Raw genomic sequence first — 24,184 nt, 5'->3', positions numbered from 1 at the left:
GCTAATTAAGGTTTGATGTAGGCAAAGCCCTGTTGGGTTTGCAGGTCGGCCACGCGCACCACGCCAGATGGCGTGAATGTGGCATCCAGTACAAATTGGTCTTTGTTCAACTTTCGGTTTTTCAGGGTGATTTCACAAATTTCAAACACCACGCCGCGAGCAGTGAGTGCGCTCACCAGCGGGGCGTATTGAGTGCCCGTTTCCGCGTGTTTGGCGCCTTCAAGCAAAAAGTCCACACCATTGGCATGGGTTACTACGATGATGGTGGTTTTCGGTGACACATCCAGGTGGTTGCGAATGTTGCGAAGGGCCTTCAATGGTTGCTCTGCGCCATCAATGTGATAAACCACCTTCGAAGTAATGTCCTGCGTGTTCATCCGTTTTACGGGTGCCGATTCTTGCGCATGCAAGGGGCCCGAGAACAACAAGCCTGCGGCAAATGCTGCCAGAGTATTTCTGATCAAAAGCCAAGTCATTTTTGCTCCTTGAGTGTCGGTTAACCCTGCCTTATCCCACGGAAAGGTGGGGTCGGTGAGGTGACTCCTTAGAGGGATGTTTAACCCATCCTCCGTCCGGATACTGAACTGTACCGAATTGGAATGGATGAGCAACATCATGAAACACAACACCGTATTAAACACCGCTTTGGCAGTGAGCAAAATTGGTGTTTACGCGGCTGTCGCCTTTAGTGTCGTGGCTTGCTCATCACTCAGGCCGTTTGAGCAGGAAGACGAATTTCGGGCCAAGTTGAAAGCACCGGAAATTACGGGCGCCAATCAGGTGGCCCCCCAGGTGACTTTGCCAATTGAGCGTTTGCCTTCTGACACTTTCTGGGTGCGCCCCCGGATTTCCGAGGGTGAATTGCCAGATCGCAGTGTGGATAATTTGTCGGTGACGGAGCGCGGTTTGTTTGATGTGCTGCAAATTATTTTTGCAAGCACCAACATGCCATTGAGTTTTGAGGGTGGGGCGGATGCAGCGTCCCGATACGGGGTGGTCACGCTAAACAACTTGAGCGGCACTTTGCCACAAGTGATGAACAAGTTGGGCGAGATCATGGGGTTTTTCTGGACAGTGACCGATTCGGGTGTGCTGAGGATCATGCCCGAGCAACAGTTTGTTGTGACCATGCCGCCTGTGCTGAATGAGGACAGCATGGCTGGCATTACCAACACCATGCAGTATCTGGGGGCGCGAGACGTGTACCTTGACCGCATCAACAGGTCCCTGGTGTTTCGCGCAAACCGTCGTGCCTTGAATGACATTCAGAATTATCTGGAGCGGGCACGGGCCACACGATCCCTGATTGTGTACGACATGAATGTGTTGCAGGTTGATCTGAATGACAACAGCAATATGGGCGTTCGGTGGGAATTGTATAAAACCGGAAACGGAATTAACGCCGCACCTGATTCGGCGCTTGCGGGAACCTCCAGTACTGCTGACCGGATTACCCAGTTGACTCGCACCGCGTCTGGAATCGAAACACTCATTTTTGGTGAAAATTTTTCCACCAATTTTTTGATAGATTTTTTGAAATCGCAGGGTGATGTCAAAACTTTAAGTCAGCCAAAAATTGGATTAATGAATGGCACGAATGGCAATATTCGTGTGGGCCAATCCACCACATTCGTGTCGCGCGTTGGGTCGCAAATTGTGAATGGTGTCGCGCAATCCACTGCTGACACGCAAAACTTGCGTACAGGTCTTGAAGTGTCGCTTACGGGCGAGGCGCACGACTCTACGATCTACACACGTATCAATATTTCGATTACCGAGCTGCTGGCGTTAAGAAGATTCACTGCTCTCGGTGTTGATTTGAATTTGCCCGAAGTGGCAGACCGTGAGTTGAAAACCCAGGTTCGATGTCGACCGGGAGACACCATTTTGCTGGGTGGTATCACCGTGTCGAGAGCTCAAGATGATTTTCAAAGTGGCTTGGGTACACGCAGCCGTACCGAGAGTACCAAGCAAACTGAACTGGTGGTGACGATTCGACCGCGCCTGTTGTTGTTCGGGGAAGTGGCCAAGGTCGACGAGCCAGCTGTAGCCCCAACAAATACCAACAGCAGCCAAGAGTCTCCGGCACCCATCAAACGTCGCATTGAACCCAAGCCGGTTGTGGGTGTGGAGCCTGTGGCGGCCATGGGAGTTGATCGCCCATTGCGTCTGTCTACCAGCTTGGCCGTGTTGCCCGCGCCAGTACAGATGATCTCCAAGCTGACACCGTATCAGGAGTAGCCATCCATGCTGATTAATCGATTGTTCGTTATCAATCCCGTTCGCTGGGGTGTTGTGGCCATCGCACTGTTTGCCTGCGGTGCAAATGCGTGGGCTCAGCAAAGTATTGCCAACCCTTTGATTCGTCCTGCCTTGATGCAGGGTACGCCTGCGGGTGCAACCTCGACCGAGGCCAATTCCGCAGCAAGCACCCGGCAGCAAACCGAGGCCTCTGCAACCGGCGATACTGCGGAGTTGCGCAGGCAGGCTGAGCGTCGAATTACGCAGGAAGATTTGAACATACGCCAGCAGGCCTTGAATTCTCCGGTGTTGCCGGTTCCCTTGGTGAACCTGTTCGCCAACATGCAGGTAACCGCACATTTTCAGGGTGCGATCGTGATGCGACGGGTTGACAATGAAGTGCTTTCTGCACAGTCAGTCCAGGTTTCACAGACCAGTGCCAACTCAGCCGCTCGCGGCGGTGAAGGGGCATCGTCCGTGGCCACAGCCCCACGGATTGTCTCGCGCTCGTCGGCCGCTTTGAGATTGCGAGTGGGCAAAACAGAAAATGTCAGTGGCTATCTTCTGCGTGCCAAGGTGGAAGGACAGGACATTACCGTGGATTGGTTGAGTGACGGCGGTGTGTGGGTAAATGTATTTTTTGGTGCGCTGGAATCCAGTGCGGGTGGCGTTCCCTTGGTGCCCAGCGACTCGCAGTTGCTGAAAGTTGAGACTGAGCAGTTCAAACACCTGGTGCCTGTGTTACGCACTCAAACTTTTTCTCCATCCGGTACTTTGGGTGGACAGCCCGGAGGAAACTTCGGTTCAGGCTTCGGTGGGGGCGGATTGGGCGGAGGCTTTGGCGGAAATTCCGGGTTTAACAACCAGCCTGGTTTCGGCACGGGTTTCCCCAACTGAGGAATGAATGCGATGAAAGCACTTGAAGCCGATTTGATGCAGGCCGGGCTGGATGATCATCAGCTTAATTTGCTGCGCCAACAACACAGCCATTTGCGCAGCGAGGGTCGCGCAGCGGAAATGGGGAATCTGGCCTTGCGGTCCCGATTCCTGAATCTGGACGATTTGTCGGACAAGAGCACGGAGGAGGACTCCAACGTCATTGGTGATCATTTCACCTTGCAAACCATTTTGCCCCTGGAGTTTTGCCGGCGTTTTGTGTGCGTGCCAACCGAGTTTTCCAAAGGAGTGTTGACACTGCGCTGTGCCCAGCCGTTAAAGCCTGCCCAGCAAGAGCGCATACGTCAGATTCTGCGCGCACCGGTTTCCGCATTGAAATTTCTGCCCGCCAGTCGACAGGAGGTTTGCGATCAATTGATGCGGATCGAGCAGTCTGGTTCAGTGAATGGTTTGATTACGGTTCTTCGTCACGAGGGCCTGGAGGCGGGGCGTTTGCGAAGTCTGGTGTACGCCGTGTTGAAAGAGGCCTTGTCACTTCGTGCCAGCGACATTCATCTGAGCAGAAAAACCGATCCCGATGCATGGATCGCATACCGGGTTGATTCCGTCATGCGGCAAACCCATCTGCTTCCTGAACTCCTGATGCAGTCCCTGGTTGCGCGAATCAAGATTGAAGCAGGCATGGATGCCTCAAACAGTCGAACTGCGCAGGACGGCCGGCTTACCGTGGAGCACGATGGGCGGGTTGTGGACTTTCGCATTTCCACTCAGCCATTGGTGGATGGCGAATCGGTCGTGTTGCGTGCGCTTGATGCCTCCCTGTTGCCCAGTTTGAATGCATTGTTCCCCGGTCAGCCCAGAATGACGTCGCTGATCCGGAGCATTACCAATCAAACCGGCAAAACCGGAGGCCTCGTATTTATTTCAGGCGCCACAGGTTCAGGCAAAAGCACCACTCAATACACCATGGCGTGTGGCTTTCGTCGTGACGCCATGAATGTCATCACGGTAGAAGATCCGGTGGAATACATTTTGCCTTTTGCAAAGCAGATCCAGCTTCAGGCCCTGATCAAGCAAAAAGCAATTGAACTTGAGCGCTCGATTCTTCGTCAGGATCCAGACATTCTGATTTTTGGTGAGGTTCGTGATGCCGATTCCGCCCGAGCTGCCCTTGCATTTGCAGAAAGCGGTCATCTGGTGATTTCCACCATTCACGCCAACAGCGTGTTGCAGGTCAGTGAGCGTTTTCTCTCCATGATTGATCCTGCCCATCGGGCCGATTCCGAATTTCTGCTTGCCCATTTTCTCAGGGTTGTGATTCACCAACGTTTGGTTCGTAGGCTGTGCTCATGCGCACGCCCCTTGACCGCTGACTTGATTGAAGGCGTCCAGGCGCAGGCATTGCGCTTGACTGGTGGGTTGATTCAGCCGCGGGAAGGCCTGCGACACAAGGTGGGTTGTACCCGCTGCGCAGGTCTGGGTTATTCAGGCCGGGTTGCTGCGCATGAAACTTTGCATGTTCCGGCTGACGAAGGCATGCGGGGCCGTTTCGTCAAGGCCTTCAAGAACCACAATCTGGAATTGCCAGTGGATTTGCACACAGAAAACGGCGTGGAGTACACCAGCAGGCTTCAAACCTTGCAAACCCTGATGGATCAGGGGCTCGTTGATTGGCCCAGTGTGCTTCAGGCGCTCGGCGTCACTGGAGACTGAGCATGTCGATTTCCAACTTCCGCGTGGAGTACCTTGCCCCCCAAATGCTGGATGCCACAGCCCGTCCCGATGAAAGACTGAGTGGGTACTTTCGGCATCAACTGGTGATCACGGCATCCCGAAAACGTGAAGCGATCCAGCAGGTCATCGACCGTGGTGGTGTTGTGCTGGAGGTGTTTGAGCTGAAAGCAAAAAGTCGCCTCTCCCGCCTGTTGGGTTCCAAGGTGAGCCGCAGTTACAAACAGAAATTTTTGCAGGCGCTGGCCTTCAATGTGCGCTCCGGTTTGTCTCCCGAGAAAGCCCTTGAGCAAGTGATTCTTGGTGAGCTTGGGGAGCCGCGTTTGGCGCTTAACCAGGCTTTGAATGCCTTGCGTCAGGGATTTGGATTTGTTGCTGCGGTTGAGTTGCTGAATTGGTTCGATGACTCCACCCTGGCGGTGTTGAGTGCCGGTGAGGCAGCGGGCCAATTGAGCGAAGCGCTCGAAACTGCGGTGAGCTTTTACGAAAAGGGTTCTGCAACATTGAAGCTGATGTTTGGTGCTGTCACCTGGACAGCGCTTGATTTGATCATGGCGGTGTCCACGGTGGTGGGCATGCGGTTTGGCCTGATTGAACAGTTGAAAACCACGCCGCTGGTGAGTGAAGACCCGGCAAAAGTGGCCCAGTACCAAAGTTCCCTGGCACTGGCTGAGTGGGTTAACAATGGTTTGCTCGCATTCTCCTTTGTCTTTTTTCTGGTGCTGCTTTACTTCACCATGCTGGTGCTGTCGCCCGATCAAAAAACTCGCACGCAGGCATTTGGCATGCTGGAAAAGGTACCTGTGATCGGTGAGTTGCTCATTTGCTCGGGCGTGGCTGCGACCACCCGTGTGCTGGGTTCACTGCTCACAGGCGGAGTGGCGTTCCTCAACGCGGTCCAGATTGCCCGCAAGGGCACCATCACACCCACTGTGTCACTGTTCTGGCAAACCATCACGGATCGCAGCGAGATCGGCGAACAGCCCGCTGTGGCGTTCAACCATCCTTTACTCGACAGCAGTGAAAGGCTGTTGATTCGCGCACACAAAGACCAGGCTCAATTGGCCGAGTGTTTGGCCTCCATTTCCCAAACCAGAGATGACAAGGCCAACAGTGCAGCGAGGCGTTTTGCAGTGATCGCTTTTGTGGCCTCTCTGGCCTATTCAGGAATCGCGGTGCTGTTCAGTCTGGCGGTGGTGTACCTGCAAAACGAAGTGGTGTTGTCGGGAGCGTAAAACATGGAATCCATCAATCTGAAAAACATTTATTCCAATCTGATCGCCGGTCGTTTGCCAGTCGGGGGTGGTAGTGCGCAGAAGGTGGTCATGAACCAGGCCTATGCGATTTTGGGTACACACCGTTTGCACACTTATTACATTGAGCGGGCCGGGCATGTGTACTACTTCGCCATAGAAAGCGCCTGTCTCAGTTCGGCACCAGGTTTCAGCCTGCCCTTTGTGGATGTACTGCCTGGCGGGCCCTTGCATGTGGGCGATGCAATCTATCTGTTGAATGGCACCGATTATGCCGCCGCACTCATCATTGAGGGCGGTAGCTTGCGTCTGTTGTGCAACGACGCCGAAGTGCTCAAGGATTTTCTGATTGGTCTTGATTTGCAGGTGGTAGAAATCGAGCACAAGGGAGGAAAGCCACTGAGCAGCATCCCTCAGGCGATTCAGGGGATCACCGAACGTGTCAGTGCCATGCTCATGAAAGGTTCCATGGGCGTACTCATCTCCGCATCGCTGGTGTTTTTGGGTGCACAGGCAGCCAGTGCCTACACCAACAGTCAAAGTGCCAAAGGTTTGAATGCGCGCGCTGTGGAGAATGACTTGAACGCCACGTTGGTCAAGCTCAGTGTGCAGCAGCCTTTGGCGCGGCAAATTTCGAGGATACAAAAAGTATCGGCCACGGTGGTGCGCTCGGGTGGATGGATCGAAAAATACCAAATGAAAGGCGAGAACGATGAGTCCTTTGAATTGGTTCTACCCAGTTGGGTGAGTCAGGATTATCTCGATTCGCTTGGGCGAGATGTGGTCACCGATCTCAGGGATATGGAAGGTTTGCTGACTGTACGTAAACAAGGCAAGAAGGAGTCGCTCAAGTGAAACTGGATCTGAAAAACAACAGTGCAGTGTGGATCACCGAGGCATCCCGTTTGATGGGTTTGGCCCCTATGTTTGCCATGATGTGTGCCGTGGTCATGCTGGTCCTGGCGGTGTTCTCGGTCAATGATCTTTTGCAAGCCACCGGGACGGAAAAGAAGAGTCAGGAGCTGCCCGAATTCAGTTTGAAAAAAGTGCCTGTTGGCAAAGCGGTTTATGAGGATTACGCGCGAGTGCTGGGTCGACTCAGTCCCGATGTTCGAGTGGTTGCAAACCGGGACAGCATTCGAATTGAAATTGCTGACCCGTCGAAGTATGCCGAGTTCATGTATGTGCTGAACAGCATTCAGGGGGTATCAAAGGATGTGGTGTGGCATGCAGATGAAATCTGTTTGGCGGGTTGCACAGGGTCTGCGTCGTTGGCCACTGTGAAAGGGATGACTGAGAAAGTTGAGGTTAAATTGAGGGGGCAAGGTGATGAATGAATTGAATCAACATGAAGAAACTTCGGACAGCCACACTGGCTCGATGAGCACACCTTTTGCAAAGCAGACGCTTGCACTGGGCTTGGCAGCGGTGGGGCTGGTGGGTTTGGTGTCCTGGGCGGGATGGACTGCCTTTCAAGGGCCTTCGAGTTCGGGTGTTTCTCCTGTGGCCAGCGCCTTTGCGGCAGGCGACTCGAATGGTTCGCCCGATCGCGAGGTGGCAACCATCAATGGGGTGAGTATTACGGAAATGGAGTTGGGCGGCATGCTGCAATCCGGAGTGGATCGAGCAATTGTGGTTGACCGCTACATCAACAAGGTGGTGGCCGCTGAGCGTGGCCGCGAGCTGTATGTGGAGGAGGCCAAGGCGGCCTTGCGCGCTGCAGAGCGTGAGGTGCTGTCAACGCTGTACACCACCAAACGCATGGATGAATTGCGCAAGGCGGTCACCGATGAACAGGTAAAGGCTTACTACGACGCCAATGTGTTGGACCAGAATTTCCAGCAGTGGAAGATCAGCTATTACCTGAGCACTGACCCCAACGATGTGCAGGACACGCTGGCCAAGTTGAAAAAGGGCGAGAAAGAGGCGCTCGACCAGTTAAAACCCCTGGTGGAGCAGGGTGACGGCTATGCCGTTGCACAGGCCTTGCCTTACAACCTGGGCCGTGTGGTTTCGAAAATGAAAAAAGGAGAGTTCAGTGAGGTGCTTCAGTTGCGCAATGGTCTTTTGATTCTGAAAGTAGAAGACATGAAGCAACTGAAAAAACCCACTGTCGAGGAATTGAAGCAAGACATCGTTCAAGCCCTTGCTTTGGAAAAATTCAATGCCGAACTTGAGCAAGCCCGCAGGCAAGCCAAAGTGGAATTGGGTTGATGAACATGGTTTGAACATTAGGTAATTCAGGAGAACATCATGAAGTCGATTTTATATTCCGCCCCAGGCCTGCGTCAGCGAAAGCAGTCGGGTTTCATTCAAGCAGCCCTGTTGTTCGGTATTGCATTAATGACCGCTGTGTTGGGTGGTTTCGCATTGGCTAACCGCAGTCCCACCTCTCAAACCGATGTGGAACAAGCCAAGGTGAATGCATCTGTCATTCTGAAACAGGCCAGTGACCTGCGCGATGGCGTGGCTCGGTACGCCAGTGATTTCGGTTCGTCTGCGGTTACTTCAACACTTGATTTTTCAAACACCACCGATCAGGGTTTGTTTGATCCAGTGGCTCGTTACGCATCACCTCAAATCATGCCAACCACCGCGTTTGCAGCCGGCGAGGACACCACCATCAAACCCCCAACAGCGGCCTCGGCGGGTCACTGGTACATCAACAAAGTAACAGCGGGCAACGCATTGGCCACTGGTGATGAAGATCCCATGGTGATTCTCCCGGGTTTGCGTGCAGATGTGTGCGGTCGGGTAAACACCCTGCTGTATGGCAGTGACACCATTCCTGCAGCGGGAACGGCGTTGTCGGTGTGGACCACCGGTACCACTGATGGCGGTATCTCTGGCTTGGCTGGCGTGGCAGGATGGCCCGAGGGTTGCGTCGCCACCAGTGACAACAAGCACGTTTATTTCAAAGTGGTTCAGGAAAACTGAAGTTCATCCAGTGTAAAAAGCCCGCGAACCAGCGGGCTTTTTTTATGCGCGGTCTCACCAAAGCAAGGGATGTTTGGTCACGACAAACCACCCGTTAACCCGGTATGCACACAAGTCTGTGCAGTCATTCGAGGTGGTGTTTATTGTGAAGTTCAAAGGTTCTCGACTACAAAGCGGATTTATCGCTTCCTACATTTTGTACGGCATCGGATTGCTGGCGATTGTGGGCGCAGCTTATGCACGTCTGAACACCAGCACCGAACAAGGCAAGGCAGTGCAGAACAACGTGGACGAGGTGTCTGTTCAGTTGGAAGTGATCAAAGGAAAAATCATGTTGTGTGCCGCGGTGTATCCGGATGGTGACCATGGGCAATTCAATGCACGGCATGCTTACCCTGCACCCTCCGGGGCAGGCAATCGGGCCGCAATTTCCGCAGTGACTTGTCCAACTCCAGGCGGCCCATTGGCCTTGGGGTTGATGCCCGATGGTATTCCCATGCCTGTCAGCCCGCCGGATTTTAACGAATGGGTTTATGAGCACACGGCCGCCGGAGGTATACGGCTTCGGCTTGAGCCTCGTGTCAATGGTGGGGCAGCGGCCACGCGTGCGCGTTTGCTTCGACAGTTTGAAGACTCGGTGACCGCCGATGGCGATGATTTGGTTTTTGCGGTATTGAACTAGAGGTTTTTATGAAAAAACACTGTACCCCACTCAACGCTGCAGATTTCAAGCCCAAAACGTTGGTGCTGGCGGTAAAAAAGGCGCTGCCCTATCTGGTGGCCCTCAGTCTGGGCGCAGCGGTGGTGTCACCTGCCGTGGGTCGCTCTGGCGACTCTGCGGCAGCTTTTACCGCCACCCAGTTGATTCGCCAATTTACGCTTAAAAACACAGTGGCCCAGGTCAGTCAGGGTATGCAAGGCAGCGTACAGGAGGTCAATGGAGTGCTGCGCGCCGTTGGCATGGGCGGGGCTCCCAGTGGCTACCCAGTGGACATGGGTTCAGTACCATCATCAGCCAACTTGCCACAACGCGATGGTGCGGGTCGCCCACTGGGTTATTGCGCTTGGGACAACAGTTCGTCTGCGTCCAACGCCAGTTTTCTCGCCGGTCTTGGTATCCCCAGCCCTTTGGTGTACGCCGTGGTATCACCCGGCTTGAATGGCAGCATGGAAACCTCTTGCGCCCACATTCTCAGCACAAGAACCGGGTTGGGCGACGATTATGTACAAGTGACCGCGCCTTCACAAACTTCATCCAGGCAATTCAGAAGTGCAGTGGGTACCTACGCCGACCTGGCCGGTATGCCTGCGGAAGAGGGCGATATCCGACTTGTGCTGGAGAACAACAGGCTATATAGCTACGTGGGGGGGGCATGGCAACCTGTAGACGGCAGCCGGTTCAGCGACGACTCGGCAAGCAATGGGGTTGGTGCCATTGCATACACCACGGGCAAAGTCACTGTTGCAGATTTTCAGGCGGCCAGTGCAACCATTAGCGGTGCACTGGCGGGTAGCACCGCAACATTCTCCAGCAGCGTCACCGCCAACAGCTTCGTGGGCAACGGTGCAGGGTTAACCGACCTGAATGCCAGCAATATTTCCAGCGGTGTGCTGGGTGCAGCATTTGGGGGTACCGGTGTAGATGGCAGCGCGGCTGCTGCTGGCAGCCTGCTGATTGGAACTGGCGCTGGATATGCGTTGGGCAGCATCACTGCGGGCGACGGCATTGGCATATTGAATGGCGCAGGTAGTATTACCATTTCCAACACCGGAGTACTGAGTATTGCGGGCACAAGCAATCAGATCACAGCCAGTGCTGCAAATGGCGATGTGGTGCTTAGCCTGCCGCAAGACATTGCCACCACCAGCACGCCCACATTTGGTGGGCTTGTATTGAATGGTGGCTTAAATGGTACCAGTGCCACATTCAGTGGCGCTGTTGCAGCGTCCCGAATGGATGTTGGAACATCCGCTGGGGTTGCAAACATCAACACCATTATTGGCGTCAACGCCATGCCGGGTGTGCAAAGCGGTAGCGGTGGAAATACGGTGGTGGGTAACAACGCATTGTCGGCAAATACTACGGGCTATAGCAATGTTGCTGTGGGTTCCAGTGTTTTGCAAAACAATACAACCGGTTTCGACAATACTGCTGTTGGTTATTCCAGCCTGCGGTTCAACACTACAGGTTCAAACAACTCGGCGTTTGGTCGTGATGCCTTACGTTCCAACACCACAGGTTCCAACAACTTAGCGTTTGGTCCATATTCCATGTTTTCCAACACCACAGGTAGCGATAACGTTGCTGTCGGCCCTTCTACTTTGGGCGCCAACACAACAGGTTTCTGGAACATTGCCGTGGGTACATTTGCGCTGAATTCCAATACCACGGGTGCCCAAAACACGGCCATCGGCCTAGCTGCTTTGGGTGCCACCACAACCGGTTCCGCCAACACTGCCGTCGGCCCTTTTGCCTTGAACGCCAACACCACAGGTAATTTCAATTCGGCGTTTGGTGTAAATACTTTGCGTTCCAACACCACAGGTATTTCCAACTCGGCGTTTGGTGTTGATACCATGCGTAACAACACCACAGGTTCGGGCAACGCGGCGTTTGGTAATGCTGCCATGCGTTTCAACACCACGGGTACCCACAACACAGTAGTGGGAGCGGATGCGCTGTATTCCAACAGCACCGGTTCGTTCAACGTGGCCATGGGTACGTATGCCATGTTTTCCAACACCACGGGTAACGAAAACGTTGCCATTGGCCGTTCTGTTTTGGGCGCCAACACAACAGGTTTCGCCAACACAGCCGTGGGTATGGAGGCTTTGAATTCCAACACCACAGGGGAAAGGAATGTGGCCATGGGTCATTACTCCCTTCGCGCCAACACAACGGGCCTTCGAAATGTGGTGATCGGTCAAAGCGCCTTGCGCGGCAACACCACAGGCTCCTACAACGTGGCATTGGGCGACGATGCAGGGTATGCAAACTCAGTGGCGAATACTGCGAATGCAAACACCACTGGCAGCAACAACACCTTTCTGGGCTCTTATGCTTTACCCAGTGTGGCCACTCCGCTTAATTTTGCAACAGCCATCGGTTCGGGTGCATTGGTGGGTACATCCAACACCCTGGTGCTGGGTCGCACTACAGACACTACGGTGATTGGTTCCACAGGCAAAGCCACGAGCGGCATTTTGCAAAACAAGATTCTGCAGGTGACTGGCGATGTGGGCGTTACCGGCGCATTGACCATTGGCGGAACATTCACAGCCACGGGTTTTGCTGGCAATGGCTCGGGTCTGACCGACCTGAATGCGGACAACATTGCAACAGGTATTTTGGCGGTGGCTCGTGGGGGTACTGGTGTTGACGGTTCCGCAGCGGCCAATGGTACTCTGCTGATTGGCAACGGCTCTGGATATACCTTGGCCAATATTCAGGGTGTGGCCGATCAAATCAACGTGACCAACGGGTCGGGTAGCATAACCTTAGGCTTGCCGCAAAGTATTGCAACCACCAGTGCGCCTACCTTCAGCGGCATGGTGCTAAACGGTTCCTTGGCTGCGCAAGACGCAAATATTGTAGGCAACCTGAGTACAGGGCGATTGATTTTTACCAATAGCGTATCGAATGTGCTGATTGGTCAAAACTCACTGAACAATCCAGAAAGCGGTTACTACAATATTGCGATTGGCGACTATGTGATGCCTGGGAACATCTCTGGGTTCAAAAATATCGGCATAGGCAACGGCGCTCAAAATTGTAACGAAACCGGCTTCGGTAACATCGCCTTAGGTTATGAAACCTTGAATTGCCTGATCAGTGGCGATTTAAACACGGCTGTAGGCACTTCGGCCTTGTACTCTACGGATGGCCTTGGCAACACGGGTATTGGTGGGCGTGCCATGAGCTCAAATTACACAGGCAACGAGAACACAGCACTCGGTTTTTACGCGGGTTCTCAGCGCGGGAATGATTATGCTGCTCGCCAACGTTACGGGAGTAATAACACCTACTTGGGCTCGTATGCTCACCCCACCCTAGACAATCTTTCGTACGCGACTGCGATAGGCTCAGACGCCTCGGTGAGCACCAGTAACACCCTGGTACTGGGCCGCACCACAGACACTACGGTGATTGGTTCCACAGGCAAAGCCACGAGCGGCATTTTGCAAAACAAGATTCTGCAGGTGACTGGCGATGTGGGCGTTACCGGCGCATTGACCATTGGCGGAACATTCACAGCCACGGGTTTTGCTGGCAATGGCTCGGGTCTGACCGACCTGAATGCGGACAACATTGCAACAGGTATTTTGGCGGTGGCTCGTGGAGGTACTGGTGTTGACGGTTCCGCAGCGGCCAACGGTGCCCTGCTGATTGGCAACGGCTCTGGATATACCTTAAATACCTTGACAGCGGGTGCTGGTGTTTCGGTGACAAACGGTGCCGGGTCTATCACCATCACCAACACTGGCGTGACCCAATTCAATGGCCGCACCGGTAATGTTACTTTTGCCCAAAGCGATCTTTTGGGCGTGATCGAATCGAGCGATGGATTGAACATGTCAATCGGAACGTTTGCGGCATCAATGACTGCGGGCGGTGATGATAACGTTGCAATCGGTCGATATGCTCAAGCGCAACGCGGTGCATTGGGTGTCAACAATACTTCCGTCGGCGCCAGTGCATTAAGAAACCTAGTTTCTGGTTCAGCGAACTCTGCATTTGGTGCTTATTCTCTAAACAATGCGACTGGTTCTCGAAATAGTGCGTTGGGCAACTCTGCACTCCGCAATTTGATTAGTGGAGACGACAACACAGCCATCGGTACAGACGCTGCTGTGTCCCAAACCAGTGGATCAAGAAATGTGGTTTTGGGCAGGTCCAGTGGTGTGAATTTGACTACTGGCAACAGCAATACATTCCTCGGTACCAACTCTGGTTTGGCAGACACTACGCAGCAAAATTTTGCAACTGCAATTGGTGCGGATGCACTGGTGTCGAGCTCAAACACCGTCGTGTTGGGTCGTACTACTGATACCACAGTGATTGGTTCCACAAGCGATGATGGCAGTGGAAACCGTTTGCAAGTCACCGGCAATGCAGGCTTTTCGGGCAATGTAGATCTGGGCTCGATCAGTGTACTGGGTGTGCCGGCACAACTGGCCTTTCGGTATGCCAGTGACACGGGTTCAGCCTTTTATTCGGAGCCCAATCTTGGCTTGGGCCAGGGCGCTTTGTCCAGCCGCAAAAGTGCGGGCAATGTGGCGATCGGTGACGGTGTGTTGGGGCAAATGAACACACTGGGCTATGGCGATGAGTCAGGCTCCTGGAATACCGGCGTGGGCTATCAGGCTTTGTTCAGCAATGATTATGGCGATGAAAACACCGCAATCGGTTACCAGAGTTTGTACAGCAACACTTCGGGTTATTACAACACGGCTGTAGGTTCTCAGGCCATGTATTCCAATACGACCGGCGTACGCAACGTGGCAGTTGGATATGCAAGTTTGCTCAGCAACACAACTGGTTACAGCAATACTGCAGTGGGTAATCTGTCCATGCGTTCTAATACAGAGGGTTTTGACAATACTGCCGTTGGTCGATCAAGCTTGCGCGATAACACGACGGGTGTTCGCAACACTGCTGTGGGTGCCAGTGCATTGTCGTTCAACACCACAGGTGGACACAACGTGGCGGTTGGTCCATCCAGTATGCAATTCAACACCACCGGTACTTTTAACACTGCTGTTGGTGGTTCCAGCATGCAACTCAATACCACCGGTTCGTACAACTCGGCTTTCGGCATTGATGCCTTGTATTCCAACACCACAGGCAACAACAACACGGCAGTGGGATCATATGCGCTGTATTACAACACCACAGGCAGTGGCAATGTGGCCATCGGCGACGGTGCGCTGACTAGCAGCACCACAGCATCCGGCAACACGGTAGTGGGTCAGGGGGCGGGCTCTGCGATGGTGACCAGTCAGTTGGTGACGGTGATGGGTCAATACGCAGCATCCAATGCAACGGGTTCGGAGAGTGTGGCGATTGGCTCCAACGCGCTGTCAAATTTCCAGGGTTCTTACAACGTGGCAGTGGGTAACACGGCGCTTAACAACCTGACCACTGGTGGCTCGAACACGGCCCTGGGACATTATGCAATGCCATCGCTTTCTGGGGGCAGCAGCAACATTGCGATTGGTCACCGGTCTGGCAACACGTTGACCTCGGGTGATCGCAACATTTTTATCGGTGACCTGGTTGCGAATGGTGCAAGCACAGGCAGCAACAACATTGCGATTGGTAATTTTGCCACCGTGGCCAACGGTTTGAGCAATGCCACAGTACTTGGTGACAGTGCATCAGTTACCACCTCCAACACAGTGGTGTTGGGGCGTACCTCCGACAATGTGGTGATCGGTGCAACTGGCGACAACGGCACCGCCAACAAACTGCAAGTGACTGGCGGGCTTGGTGCAACCGGCAATGTTTTCCTGAACACGGGTAATGCAGCGAACTACACCCAGCTGCGTGATTTGCGAGTGATGTCGTCAGTGGATGACTTAGCCTGGGATCACTTGCGTATTCGCCCCGGAGCACGCTCAACGCGAATTGATGCCGGAGGTGCAGAAGACGGACTGGAGTTCCGTGTGGGGCAGGGCAGTTCTGGTGGTGTGGGTGATCAAACCTACAACACGGTGCTCACATTGAAGCCAGATCAGTCGGCGGTGTTTGCGGGGCGGGTTGATATGCAGAGTCTGTATGTTAGCAGCGCACAGGTTTCATCAAGTCAATTGCTGCGGTTTGGCGAAAATCAGGAAGGCACTGACACATTGGGGCTGTATCGAGTCAACAGTGCCGCGGATCAGTCTTTGTTACGGGTTGGAATTGGCGATAACAACAACACTTTTGGCTCAGCCACTACCGATGAGTTACAGGTGGGGCGTCTTGAAGCGGACGGCTCATTCACTCCTGTATTCCGTGTGGCGGGCAACGGTGACGTGATCGCCACTGGCTATGTTCAAGCCACAGCGTTTAACACCAGTTCGGATCGACGCCTGAAAACAAATATCCAGGTACAGGATTCCGTTTCCGTATTAAGTCGCCTTGAGCAGTTACAAACCTACAGTTACCAGTACATGGCCAATCCGGAATTGGGTCGTCGCATCGGTGTGATTGCGCAAGAAATTCAGACCCTGTTCCCCGAGGCTGTGGCCACTCGAGCTGATGGCATGATGTCGGTGGATTACAGCGCATTGGGTGCGATGGCAGCCATGGGCGTAGGGCAACTCAGTACTCAGGTCAAGGCGCTGGACAAAACAGTGCAAGCACAGGGTAAACAAATTACGGCACTGGATGAACGAATCACCGAGCACGACACACGCATTACTTCCCTGGAAGGCTGGAAGACCGATGCAGTAAAACGCATGGACGGCATGCAAAGTGCGATTGATTTGAACATTCAGAAAATTGCAGAAAATGCAGTGGCCATTCAAACCAACAAAGCTGCCATTGAACGCCTGGATGACGCCTTGTTTTCCCTCGATGGCCGTGTGAAAAACAACACGGATCTCATCAACATGATGAATGAACGTTGGGCCAATAATTTCACGGCTTCCGAGGATGGCAAGTCAATCACGGTTCATGCAGCCGAATTGAAAGCGAGCAATTTCTCTGCACAGCAAGTGCGAGCCAATTCGCTGTATGCCCAACGTCTGGAAGCAGAAATGGCCCGGATTGCCGAACTGGAAGTGAATAACCTGCGAGCCAACTCGGCGGTGGCCAACACGGTTCAGGCTGAACAGGTCAACACTGGATCAACCCAGGTGTATGCGGGCGTTGGTTTGCCCGCAGTGTTGTTCGCCGCCAAATCCGATGGACACTACACAGTCAGCACAAGCGCATTGGACGGCAGCTACGCCACAGCCACGGTGATTGTGAACGCGGGGCAAGCCAAGGTGGTATCGGTCAGCAGCGAGGGCATTGAATTGTATGCAGAGGGTAACCAGGTCAAAGTCATTGCGGCGGGAAAATCCATCAAGGCCAGCTGGATCAAAATGGGTTAACCGCCCTGGGTGAATGCGTGTGTTGCGTATTGGAATAAGCTTTTCGACAGGGAAAGTACCTTCACGCAGGGGGAGTCATGATTCAAAACCAGGGTGGTCAGCAAGCGCACACGCAAGTACATTGCAATCCGGAGTGGGTGGAGCTGCAAAAGAAACTTGGGTTCAGTCTGTTGCTGGGCACGCGCAGCATGGGCGATTTGCATGTCATCGGCTTTCCGCCACAAAGCAACTCCCTTCATTTCCAGGTGGTCAATTTTCCGCTGTGCATGGGTATGGCCTTGCACGGTGAGCAACTTGCGGTGGCTTGTCAAACAGATGTACGTCTTTATCACAACCTTTTGTCAGTCCCGGGCATTGAAAGCCCGGTGTACCAGCGGTGTTACAGTCCGCGAAGTGTCCATTTCACGGGGGATCTGGATGCGCATGAATTGGCTTTCAGTGGCGATGGCCAAGTACAGTTTGTCGCCGCCAAGTACAGTTGTGTTGTCACGCCCAGCACCTCACACAGTGTGCAGGAGGTGTGGCGCCCAGGTTTTATCTCTGCCTTGTTGCCAGAGGACCGATGTCACTTGAACGGCATGTGCATGGAGAACGGGGCACTGAAGTACGTCACCTGTTTCGCAGTGACTGACAAAGCGGCGGGTTGGCGTGGCATGCCGTTTGACAGTGGGGTGGTTTGGTGTGCACAAACCCAGGAGGCTGTTTGCACTGGCTTGGTTCAACCGCACAGCCCTCGTATTCACAATGGCGAATTGTATGTACTGAACAGTGGCGCAGGTGAGTTCGGGCGGATTGATCGAAAAACTGGCCAATACGACTGTATTGCATTTGTGGGTGGTTATTGTCGGGGCCTGAGTTTTGTAGGCGACTATGCCTTGATGGGAATCAGCAAACCCCGACATGACGGTTACATTCCCGATTTCCCATTGCACGACAGGTTGAAAGCCATTGGTATTGCCGACCGGTGTCAGTTGATTGCAGTGAATCTGAACACCGGCGACGTGATGCAAGCCATTACCTTTGAAGGTGCAGCCAGAGAGTTCTTTGATACCGTGGTGATTCCGGATTGTCGTCAGGCTGCTGTCATGTCGCTGGATGAGGCACAACACCCCGGTTTGCTGGTGATTGATCAATTGGCTGGTGTTGCACCTCAGGTTGGCAATGCCGCGGATCAGTCGTCGGTGGGTCGCGAGGTTGCCGAGTGCTAGCGTTTGCGCAATCTGCCCAGAGACAGGTATTGAAGGGGCACCCCCCGGCCGTATTGTGGTTCACCGGTTTAAGTGGCACCGGGAAAACCACCTTGGCCATCGCGCTGGAGCAGCGTTTGATACGCCTTGGCATGCACACCATGGTGCTGGATGGGGACAGTTTGCGTGGCGGTCTGAACGCGGATCTCGATTTCTCGGCGCACTCACGTAGCTTGGCAGTCACGCGTACGGGACAAATTTGTCAGTTGCTGACCGATGCCGGTCTGATTGTGATCGTGGCACTGATTTCTCCCTTCGCCCGTGATCGCCATGCAGTGCGCAGCAGCATGCACAACGTCCGTTTTCTGGAAGTGTATCTGGACACCCCCCTGAGCGTGTGCGAGTACCGAGACCCCAAAGGGTTGTATCAGAAAGCGAGGCGTGGAGAAATTGTTGAATTCACGGGCATTGACTCACCGTATGAACCGCCTGCCTCCGCTGACTTGGTGTTGCAGACACATGTCACGCCGTTGGACGAGTGCGTGAATCAATTGATAACCCTGCTCCGGTTGCACACGTTGTTGCCGCCGGATTGACTTTTTTCTGGTTTCAAGGGAGGCTTGCAAACTGTCTCAAGGCATAGGCACACTATGGCAATTCGAATGGAGGCCGTACCCGGCCCTGACAAGCTTTCTCCAAGCTCGGTGACGCAACCGGACTCATTACCCAGCCAAACCCAGGAAATGGCCGAACTCGAGGCAATCGGACCCTTGCGTATCAAACAGGCCGATCAAAAGCAAACCGTGCTGGTCACGGGGCATGCGGGGTTTATTGGGTTCCACACAGCCAAGGCCCTGTTGGAACGCGGTGACAAAGTAATCGGTTTTGATTCGATGAACAATCACTACGACACCCGGCTTAAACGCGAGCGCCTCACCATGCTGGAGGAGATTGCCAAGGCTACCGGAAGCAAGTACCACAGTGTGCGTGCCGATTTGTGCGATGGCAAGGAATTGCACGACTGTCTTGAAACCTACAAAGTACAGCGCGTGATTCATTTGGCTGGGCAAACCGACAAGTTTTTGTCGCACGACAAACCGGCCGAATGCGTGCAGAACAACATCAACAGTTTTGTGTCGCTGCTGGAAGCCTGTCGGCACTTCAAGATACATCACCTGACGTATGCCAGTAGCCATGCCGTGTACGGCGCCGGGTTTCAAAAACCCATGAGTGAGCGCGACAGCGCCAATCACCCGCAACGTCTGGATGCAGCCACCCAGCGCGCCTGTGAGCTGATGGCTCATTCCTACAGCCATCTGTTTAATTTGCCCACCACTGGCTTGCGGTTTTTTTCGGTGTATGGCCCTTGGGGGCGACCAGATTCGGCGCTGTTTGCATTCACCAAGCGCATACTCGAAGGCAAACCCATTCAAATTTACAACGATGGCCGCAACACGCGCGACTACACCTACATCACCGACCTGGTCGAGGCCATCTTGAGAGCCAGCGACACACCCGCCGAACCCAATCCGGTGTGGTTGGTTGAATTGCCGGATCAAGCCACCAGTAACGCACCCTGGCGAATTTTGAATGTTGGCAACAGCCTTCCAGTGTCTATCGAAGACTTGATTGCAGCACTTGAGTTGGCGCTGGAGAAAACCGCAGTCAAGGAATACATCACTGGCCCGATTCTTGAGAAAAGCCAAAGTTGTGCAGACACCACCATGCTGACTGCTGCCACCGGCTTTGCCCCGGCAACCAGTATTCAGGCTGGCGTGAATTCATTTGTTCAGTGGTACCGGGCGTTTTATCAACTGTAAATCCTGAACCAAGTGGTTTGAGTTGTTACTCAGTGCAGTTCAAATTTTGTATCTGAGTTCAGGAGCTTGCACACATGCCAACGCCTACGTCCGCGCACCAGCCAACCCAGTCAGCCGGCATTCACGGTGTTTCGTACTTCAAATTGCCGTCCAGGGGGCCTGCACACCGCGCAGTTTCCGGCGCCGTGGCGGGCATTGTTACGCCAACCCTGGCCCCACGTGCGATTCCTTCACTGACCCCGCAGTCCAGTGCCATTTCCGGGGCCACAGCGTCCTCGCGAGTGGATAGTCTGCTTGAATCACTTGCACTATCGAAGCCCCGCCAAATTGATGCTCAATCTGCTTCTCTGCACGCCCAACGGTTGTTCGCTGCACGGTCGCAGCTGGCTGGCTTTAACCATAAGGGCAAATCCGTACAAACCGACTTGCGTTTTCTAAGGTCGAGGCACGACAACACCGTCACAGATCAGCTCCGGGCGCGTTTGCTTCACGCACAATCGGAACTGTGTGAACAGTCCATGGCCTTGTTAAATCGTGCGTTGCCCGACGGGGTTGCACCCAAAAATGGTGTAGGTGGTTGTCTCTCAATCGAAGCCCTGCCCCTTAAAATCCAGGCCCAACTCCTGTTGGCCTGCACGCCCAGCCATTTGTTAAACGACGCTCAAATGAGGGCTTGGCGCTTGCCCAGTGTTCATGAACTGATTGAAATCGCTGAGGGGCGCGAAACACAGCCACCTGCCCAGCCCTGGCCCTGGCGTGCGGTACATCCACGGTTGATTCGCGCCCAAAGCGACGACATGTTGGTGGGTAAATCCCGCTACCGCGGCAGCATCATGGGTTTGGATGCAGATTATGGCCGTTCTTCCGAGGGCAGTGAATCACGCTACACCTTTGGAACCCGGTTTGAGCGGGTTTGCAAATGGCTGTCACAATGTGTGTCAGCTGCAGTGAAGTGTCGGTAACCCGACACTTCTGCAACATCCATTTCCTGTCACGTCCCGGTAACAAAGGGATAACACACCAATACCGTGGCAGGAGACAACACCATGACGGCAGTACCTATTCGCAAACTCTGGATGACCGCCTTGCTCGGCGCCTCCTTGGGCTTGGCAGCTTGTGGCAGCGATGACGCGCCGTTGACTGCGGGCGGCCCCAACAACCCCACCAATCCCAATGAAGAGGTAGAGCCAGCGATTGCGGTCGTGGCCAATTTCAAGAATCCCGATTCGGTGCAACGTCAGTTCACATCTACTGCTTGCAGCGACAACGCCACCCAGCCCAGGGCAGGTGGCAACAGTTACAGCGTGAACTTGCAGTCGGCCAGCGGCCACAACATTGCATTCACGGTGTTTGAACCGGCGCAGTTCAATTGTCGCTTGGGCAATCCTGTTGTGCTTGAAGGCCATGGCTATGGCGGCGCACGGGCGACCAGCCCGCGCGGCATTATGGGCAAGCTGATCGAGGCGGGGGCCGGTGTTATCAGCATTGATCAGCGCGGCTTTGGGGAAAGTGGTGGCTCTGTGCGTGTTATGGGCCCCGATTTCGAAGGGCAAGACCTGCTTCAAATTCTGGATTGGGCCGAGGACAACCTGGACTGGTTGCGTTACAGCAACAACAAGCCTGCGGGTGATCGCGAATTCAATATGGTGGCCGGTGCCACTGGTGGAAGCTATGGCGGTGGGTACCAGTTGCTGATTCACAATGTGGATCCTCTGACGCGGCTGGATGCCTTGACCCCCGACATCACCTGGAACGACCTGCGCTACAGCCTGAACCCGGGTGGTGCCTATGGCATTGAGAATTTTGAGCCGGCAGCGGGTGGTATCAAACCCACCGGCACCGTGAAGTCGGGCTGGGCTTTGTTGCTGGTGGCTGGTGGCGAATCGGGTTCGCTCAGCCCCAAATTGCAGGCCGGCGACCCAATGGCCTTGCAAACCAGCGGCCAAGACAATTTGATTCGCGAAACCCTGTTGCGTGGTGCCACAGCCAACCGTTTTCCGGAAGGCGCGCTGGAGTTTTTCCGCTATCACAGCCCCAGCTACTGGTGCGATGCTGAAGCCCCCGGTGCGCAAACCTTCCTGCAAAGTGAAGTAACGCCAGGCCTGGCCCAGAAAACGCCCGAGCCTGTGGATATTTTGTTCACCCAAGGGTTCCGCGACACCTTGTTCAACTTCAACGACGGGTTTCACAACTTCGCCTGCTACCGCGCGCTTGAAGACGACAAGGGCAAGAAAGCCGACGTGCGTTTTCTCACACACCAAAGCGGTCACATTTTGCCCCTGTCGCTCTCCATGGTGCCGGGCTTGGCAGATTTGACCGAGCAGGGTGCCCAAAATGGTTTGAATGAAATTGAGTTCCAGAAACCTGGCGGTCCCTTTGCCTGTGGTGATCTCTCCATACCCGAGGCGCAGTTCGCGTTTCTCGTAGAAAAGTTGTTCACACCCCAAGAAGCTGCAGCCATAAAAAATTCCAGTGAGTCCAATGCATTCACCACTCTTGCCGCCAACAAAGGCAAGGTTTGCCTAAGCTTGAACGACGATGTGGGGCAAGGCGAGGCCTCAGAAAATGCCGCGGTCTGGGTGAATGAAAATACACTATTCACCAAGTTAGGGCCTGCAGCCAAAGGCCAGGCCACGCAAGCTGATTTGCAGCCGATTGCCGTTGATTTCACCCCAGGTGCAGATCCGCTCAATGTGCTGACCAGTGCGGCCACAGGTATTTTGCGCTATCCCTTCGCCCCCGCGGTCATGCCCATCGAATTACCCGCTGGTGTCAATACCATTGCCGGTATTCCAACCGCCACGTTCGAGCTTGCGCCACCTGTGGACATGCTGATGAATCCGCTGTGCAGTCAAATTTACGCGGCCACAGCGATGTCTCCAATCGGTCTGGCCGGGCTAGAGCCTGGTTGTGACCCCATGCTGTTTGTCGGTTTGGGTGTGAACCGCAACGGAGCCTGGCGATTGATTGATGACCAGGTGACACCGGTGCGCGGATTTGGCACCCGCCATGTGGAAATGACCGGTGTGGCCGAGCGCCTGGCCGAAGGCGAAACGCTGGGTTTGCTGGTGTATGGCTACCATCCGCAATACTTGGCTACCGCGTCGCGCGACTTGATCACCCCTTTGGTGGCGCTACGCGGCACTTTGAATTTACCCACATTGCAAAATTTAATGCCATAATCCGGCTATTAATCGATTACTCGCAGCGCCCACTCCACGTGGGCGCGCTTATTTCCAGTGAAAAATCAAGCCAAAGCCGAAGCCGTAGAAAATACCCAAGGTGTTCGTCCTGCCATGCAGGCGCGCAGTCTTCAAAAACGATACGACCTGCTTAAAGCTGGGCGCAAGTTGCTGCACACTCGCGTGCTCGAGGAAATTTCCATCAAAGACATTTGCACCGAAGCCGGTTGCACGGTGGGTTCGTTTTACAGTCGCTTTGAGGACAAGGAAAGCTACTTCGATGCCCTGATTGCCGAAAGCTGCCAGGAATTGCTCATGAGCGCAGCCAGTCAGTTTGATGACCGAAACTGGATTGGTGTGGATGGCAAGGTGATATGCGACGAAGTAGTCAGTTTTCTTGTAGGTATTTTTCAGGGTGAATACAGCTCAATTTTGACTGAAGCGTTTATTCGTGAATCCAAGGGTTTTATCGACTCAACGCCCATGCGTGACGTCGGTCTTGGTTTCATCACCACAGTGTCAAAACCCCTGTTGCAACACATCGACAGCACCGTTCACCCAGACCCCCTGCGGGCCTTGGGTTTTGCCATTCAAGTGGTTTACGGAGCACTTCACAATGCCCGCCTGCGCGATGCTGGTCCCGTCAAATTCCGAACTCAAGAATTTGAAACACGAATTCAGAATGTGGTAAGCCGATACCTCGGAATCAAGTCCTGACAGGCCTTGTAGTGAAATTACTACTAAATTGCGAGTATTGACAATTCGCGCAACATTTCATGTTACTCCAGTGGTACATTTTTAGTCAGAGCACTCTAAATAACTAAAACTGTAATTACGGTTTTATTTTTTGGAAA

The 24,184-nt window shown here is 53.9% G+C and carries 17 protein-coding genes; 16 read left to right on the top strand and 1 reads right to left on the bottom strand.

Annotated features, from left to right (window positions below; all coding sequences use genetic code 11):
- Positions 1-5 precede the first annotated feature (5 nt).
- Complete coding sequence (locus FCS97_RS00500; RefSeq protein WP_138515613.1) at positions 6-476, bottom strand: DsrE family protein; 471 nt, start codon at positions 474-476, stop codon at positions 6-8.
- A gap of 139 nt (positions 477-615) precedes the next feature.
- Between FCS97_RS00500 and FCS97_RS00495 the strand changes: the two genes are divergently transcribed.
- From FCS97_RS00495 to FCS97_RS00420, 16 genes are all read left to right on the top strand, one after another.
- Positions 616-2,241, top strand: a complete 1,626-nt coding sequence (locus tag FCS97_RS00495) for a type II secretion system protein GspD (RefSeq protein ID WP_212746416.1) — start codon at positions 616-618, stop codon at positions 2,239-2,241.
- Positions 2,242-2,247: 6 nt separating this feature from the next.
- The gene (locus FCS97_RS16590) at positions 2,248-3,138 is read left to right on the top strand and encodes a hypothetical protein (protein WP_212746415.1); all 891 of its coding nucleotides are present in this window, start codon (positions 2,248-2,250) and stop codon (positions 3,136-3,138) included.
- A 12-nt stretch (positions 3,139-3,150) separates the two neighbouring features.
- Entirely contained in the window at positions 3,151-4,851 is a 1,701-nt protein-coding gene (locus FCS97_RS00485; RefSeq protein ID WP_171035102.1) for a GspE/PulE family protein, read from the top strand.
- 2 nt (positions 4,852-4,853) lie between these two features.
- A complete protein-coding gene (locus FCS97_RS00480; protein WP_138515607.1) occupies positions 4,854-6,104 on the top strand; it encodes a type II secretion system F family protein in 1,251 nt (416 codons plus the stop codon).
- A gap of 3 nt (positions 6,105-6,107) precedes the next feature.
- Positions 6,108-6,977, top strand: coding sequence for a hypothetical protein (locus FCS97_RS00475; protein WP_138515605.1), 870 nt, complete (start codon positions 6,108-6,110; stop codon positions 6,975-6,977).
- Positions 6,974-7,459 (top strand): hypothetical protein, encoded by a 486-nt coding sequence (locus tag FCS97_RS00470; RefSeq protein WP_138515603.1) that lies wholly within the window; start codon positions 6,974-6,976, stop codon positions 7,457-7,459. The genes FCS97_RS00475 and FCS97_RS00470 overlap by 4 nt, the downstream gene beginning before the upstream one ends.
- Complete coding sequence (locus FCS97_RS00465; protein ID WP_138515601.1) at positions 7,452-8,336, top strand: peptidylprolyl isomerase; 885 nt, start codon at positions 7,452-7,454, stop codon at positions 8,334-8,336. The genes FCS97_RS00470 and FCS97_RS00465 overlap by 8 nt, the downstream gene beginning before the upstream one ends.
- Before the next feature lie 39 nt (positions 8,337-8,375).
- On the top strand, positions 8,376-9,059 hold the full coding sequence (locus FCS97_RS00460; RefSeq protein WP_138515599.1) for a hypothetical protein: 684 nt from the start codon (positions 8,376-8,378) through the stop codon (positions 9,057-9,059).
- A gap of 118 nt (positions 9,060-9,177) precedes the next feature.
- Positions 9,178-9,741 (top strand): hypothetical protein, encoded by a 564-nt coding sequence (locus FCS97_RS00455; RefSeq protein ID WP_138515597.1) that lies wholly within the window; start codon positions 9,178-9,180, stop codon positions 9,739-9,741.
- Positions 9,742-9,749: 8 nt separating this feature from the next.
- On the top strand, positions 9,750-17,141 hold the full coding sequence (locus tag FCS97_RS00450; protein WP_138515595.1) for a tail fiber domain-containing protein: 7,392 nt from the start codon (positions 9,750-9,752) through the stop codon (positions 17,139-17,141).
- A gap of 77 nt (positions 17,142-17,218) precedes the next feature.
- The gene (locus FCS97_RS00445; RefSeq protein ID WP_138515593.1) at positions 17,219-18,349 is read left to right on the top strand and encodes a TIGR03032 family protein; all 1,131 of its coding nucleotides are present in this window, start codon (positions 17,219-17,221) and stop codon (positions 18,347-18,349) included.
- Between the two features lie 29 nt (positions 18,350-18,378).
- Positions 18,379-18,924, top strand: coding sequence for an adenylyl-sulfate kinase (gene cysC / locus FCS97_RS00440; RefSeq protein ID WP_246065672.1), 546 nt, complete (start codon positions 18,379-18,381; stop codon positions 18,922-18,924).
- Between the two features lie 54 nt (positions 18,925-18,978).
- Positions 18,979-20,148 (top strand): NAD-dependent epimerase/dehydratase family protein, encoded by a 1,170-nt coding sequence (locus FCS97_RS00435; RefSeq protein ID WP_138515589.1) that lies wholly within the window; start codon positions 18,979-18,981, stop codon positions 20,146-20,148.
- Between the two features lie 74 nt (positions 20,149-20,222).
- Positions 20,223-21,110 (top strand): hypothetical protein, encoded by an 888-nt coding sequence (locus FCS97_RS00430; RefSeq protein ID WP_138515587.1) that lies wholly within the window; start codon positions 20,223-20,225, stop codon positions 21,108-21,110.
- A gap of 84 nt (positions 21,111-21,194) precedes the next feature.
- Positions 21,195-23,330 (top strand): CocE/NonD family hydrolase, encoded by a 2,136-nt coding sequence (locus tag FCS97_RS00425; protein WP_138515585.1) that lies wholly within the window; start codon positions 21,195-21,197, stop codon positions 23,328-23,330.
- Between the two features lie 57 nt (positions 23,331-23,387).
- Positions 23,388-24,047, top strand: coding sequence for a TetR/AcrR family transcriptional regulator (locus FCS97_RS00420; protein WP_138515583.1), 660 nt, complete (start codon positions 23,388-23,390; stop codon positions 24,045-24,047).
- The last annotated feature ends 137 nt before the right edge of the window (positions 24,048-24,184 follow it).

The organism is Limnobacter alexandrii (genome assembly GCF_005871185.1).
GTDB classification, from domain to species: domain Bacteria; phylum Pseudomonadota; class Gammaproteobacteria; order Burkholderiales; family Burkholderiaceae_B; genus Limnobacter; species Limnobacter alexandrii.
The sequence above is the reverse complement of the archived record's forward strand: the minus strand, read 5'-3'. Positions and strand labels throughout refer to the sequence as shown.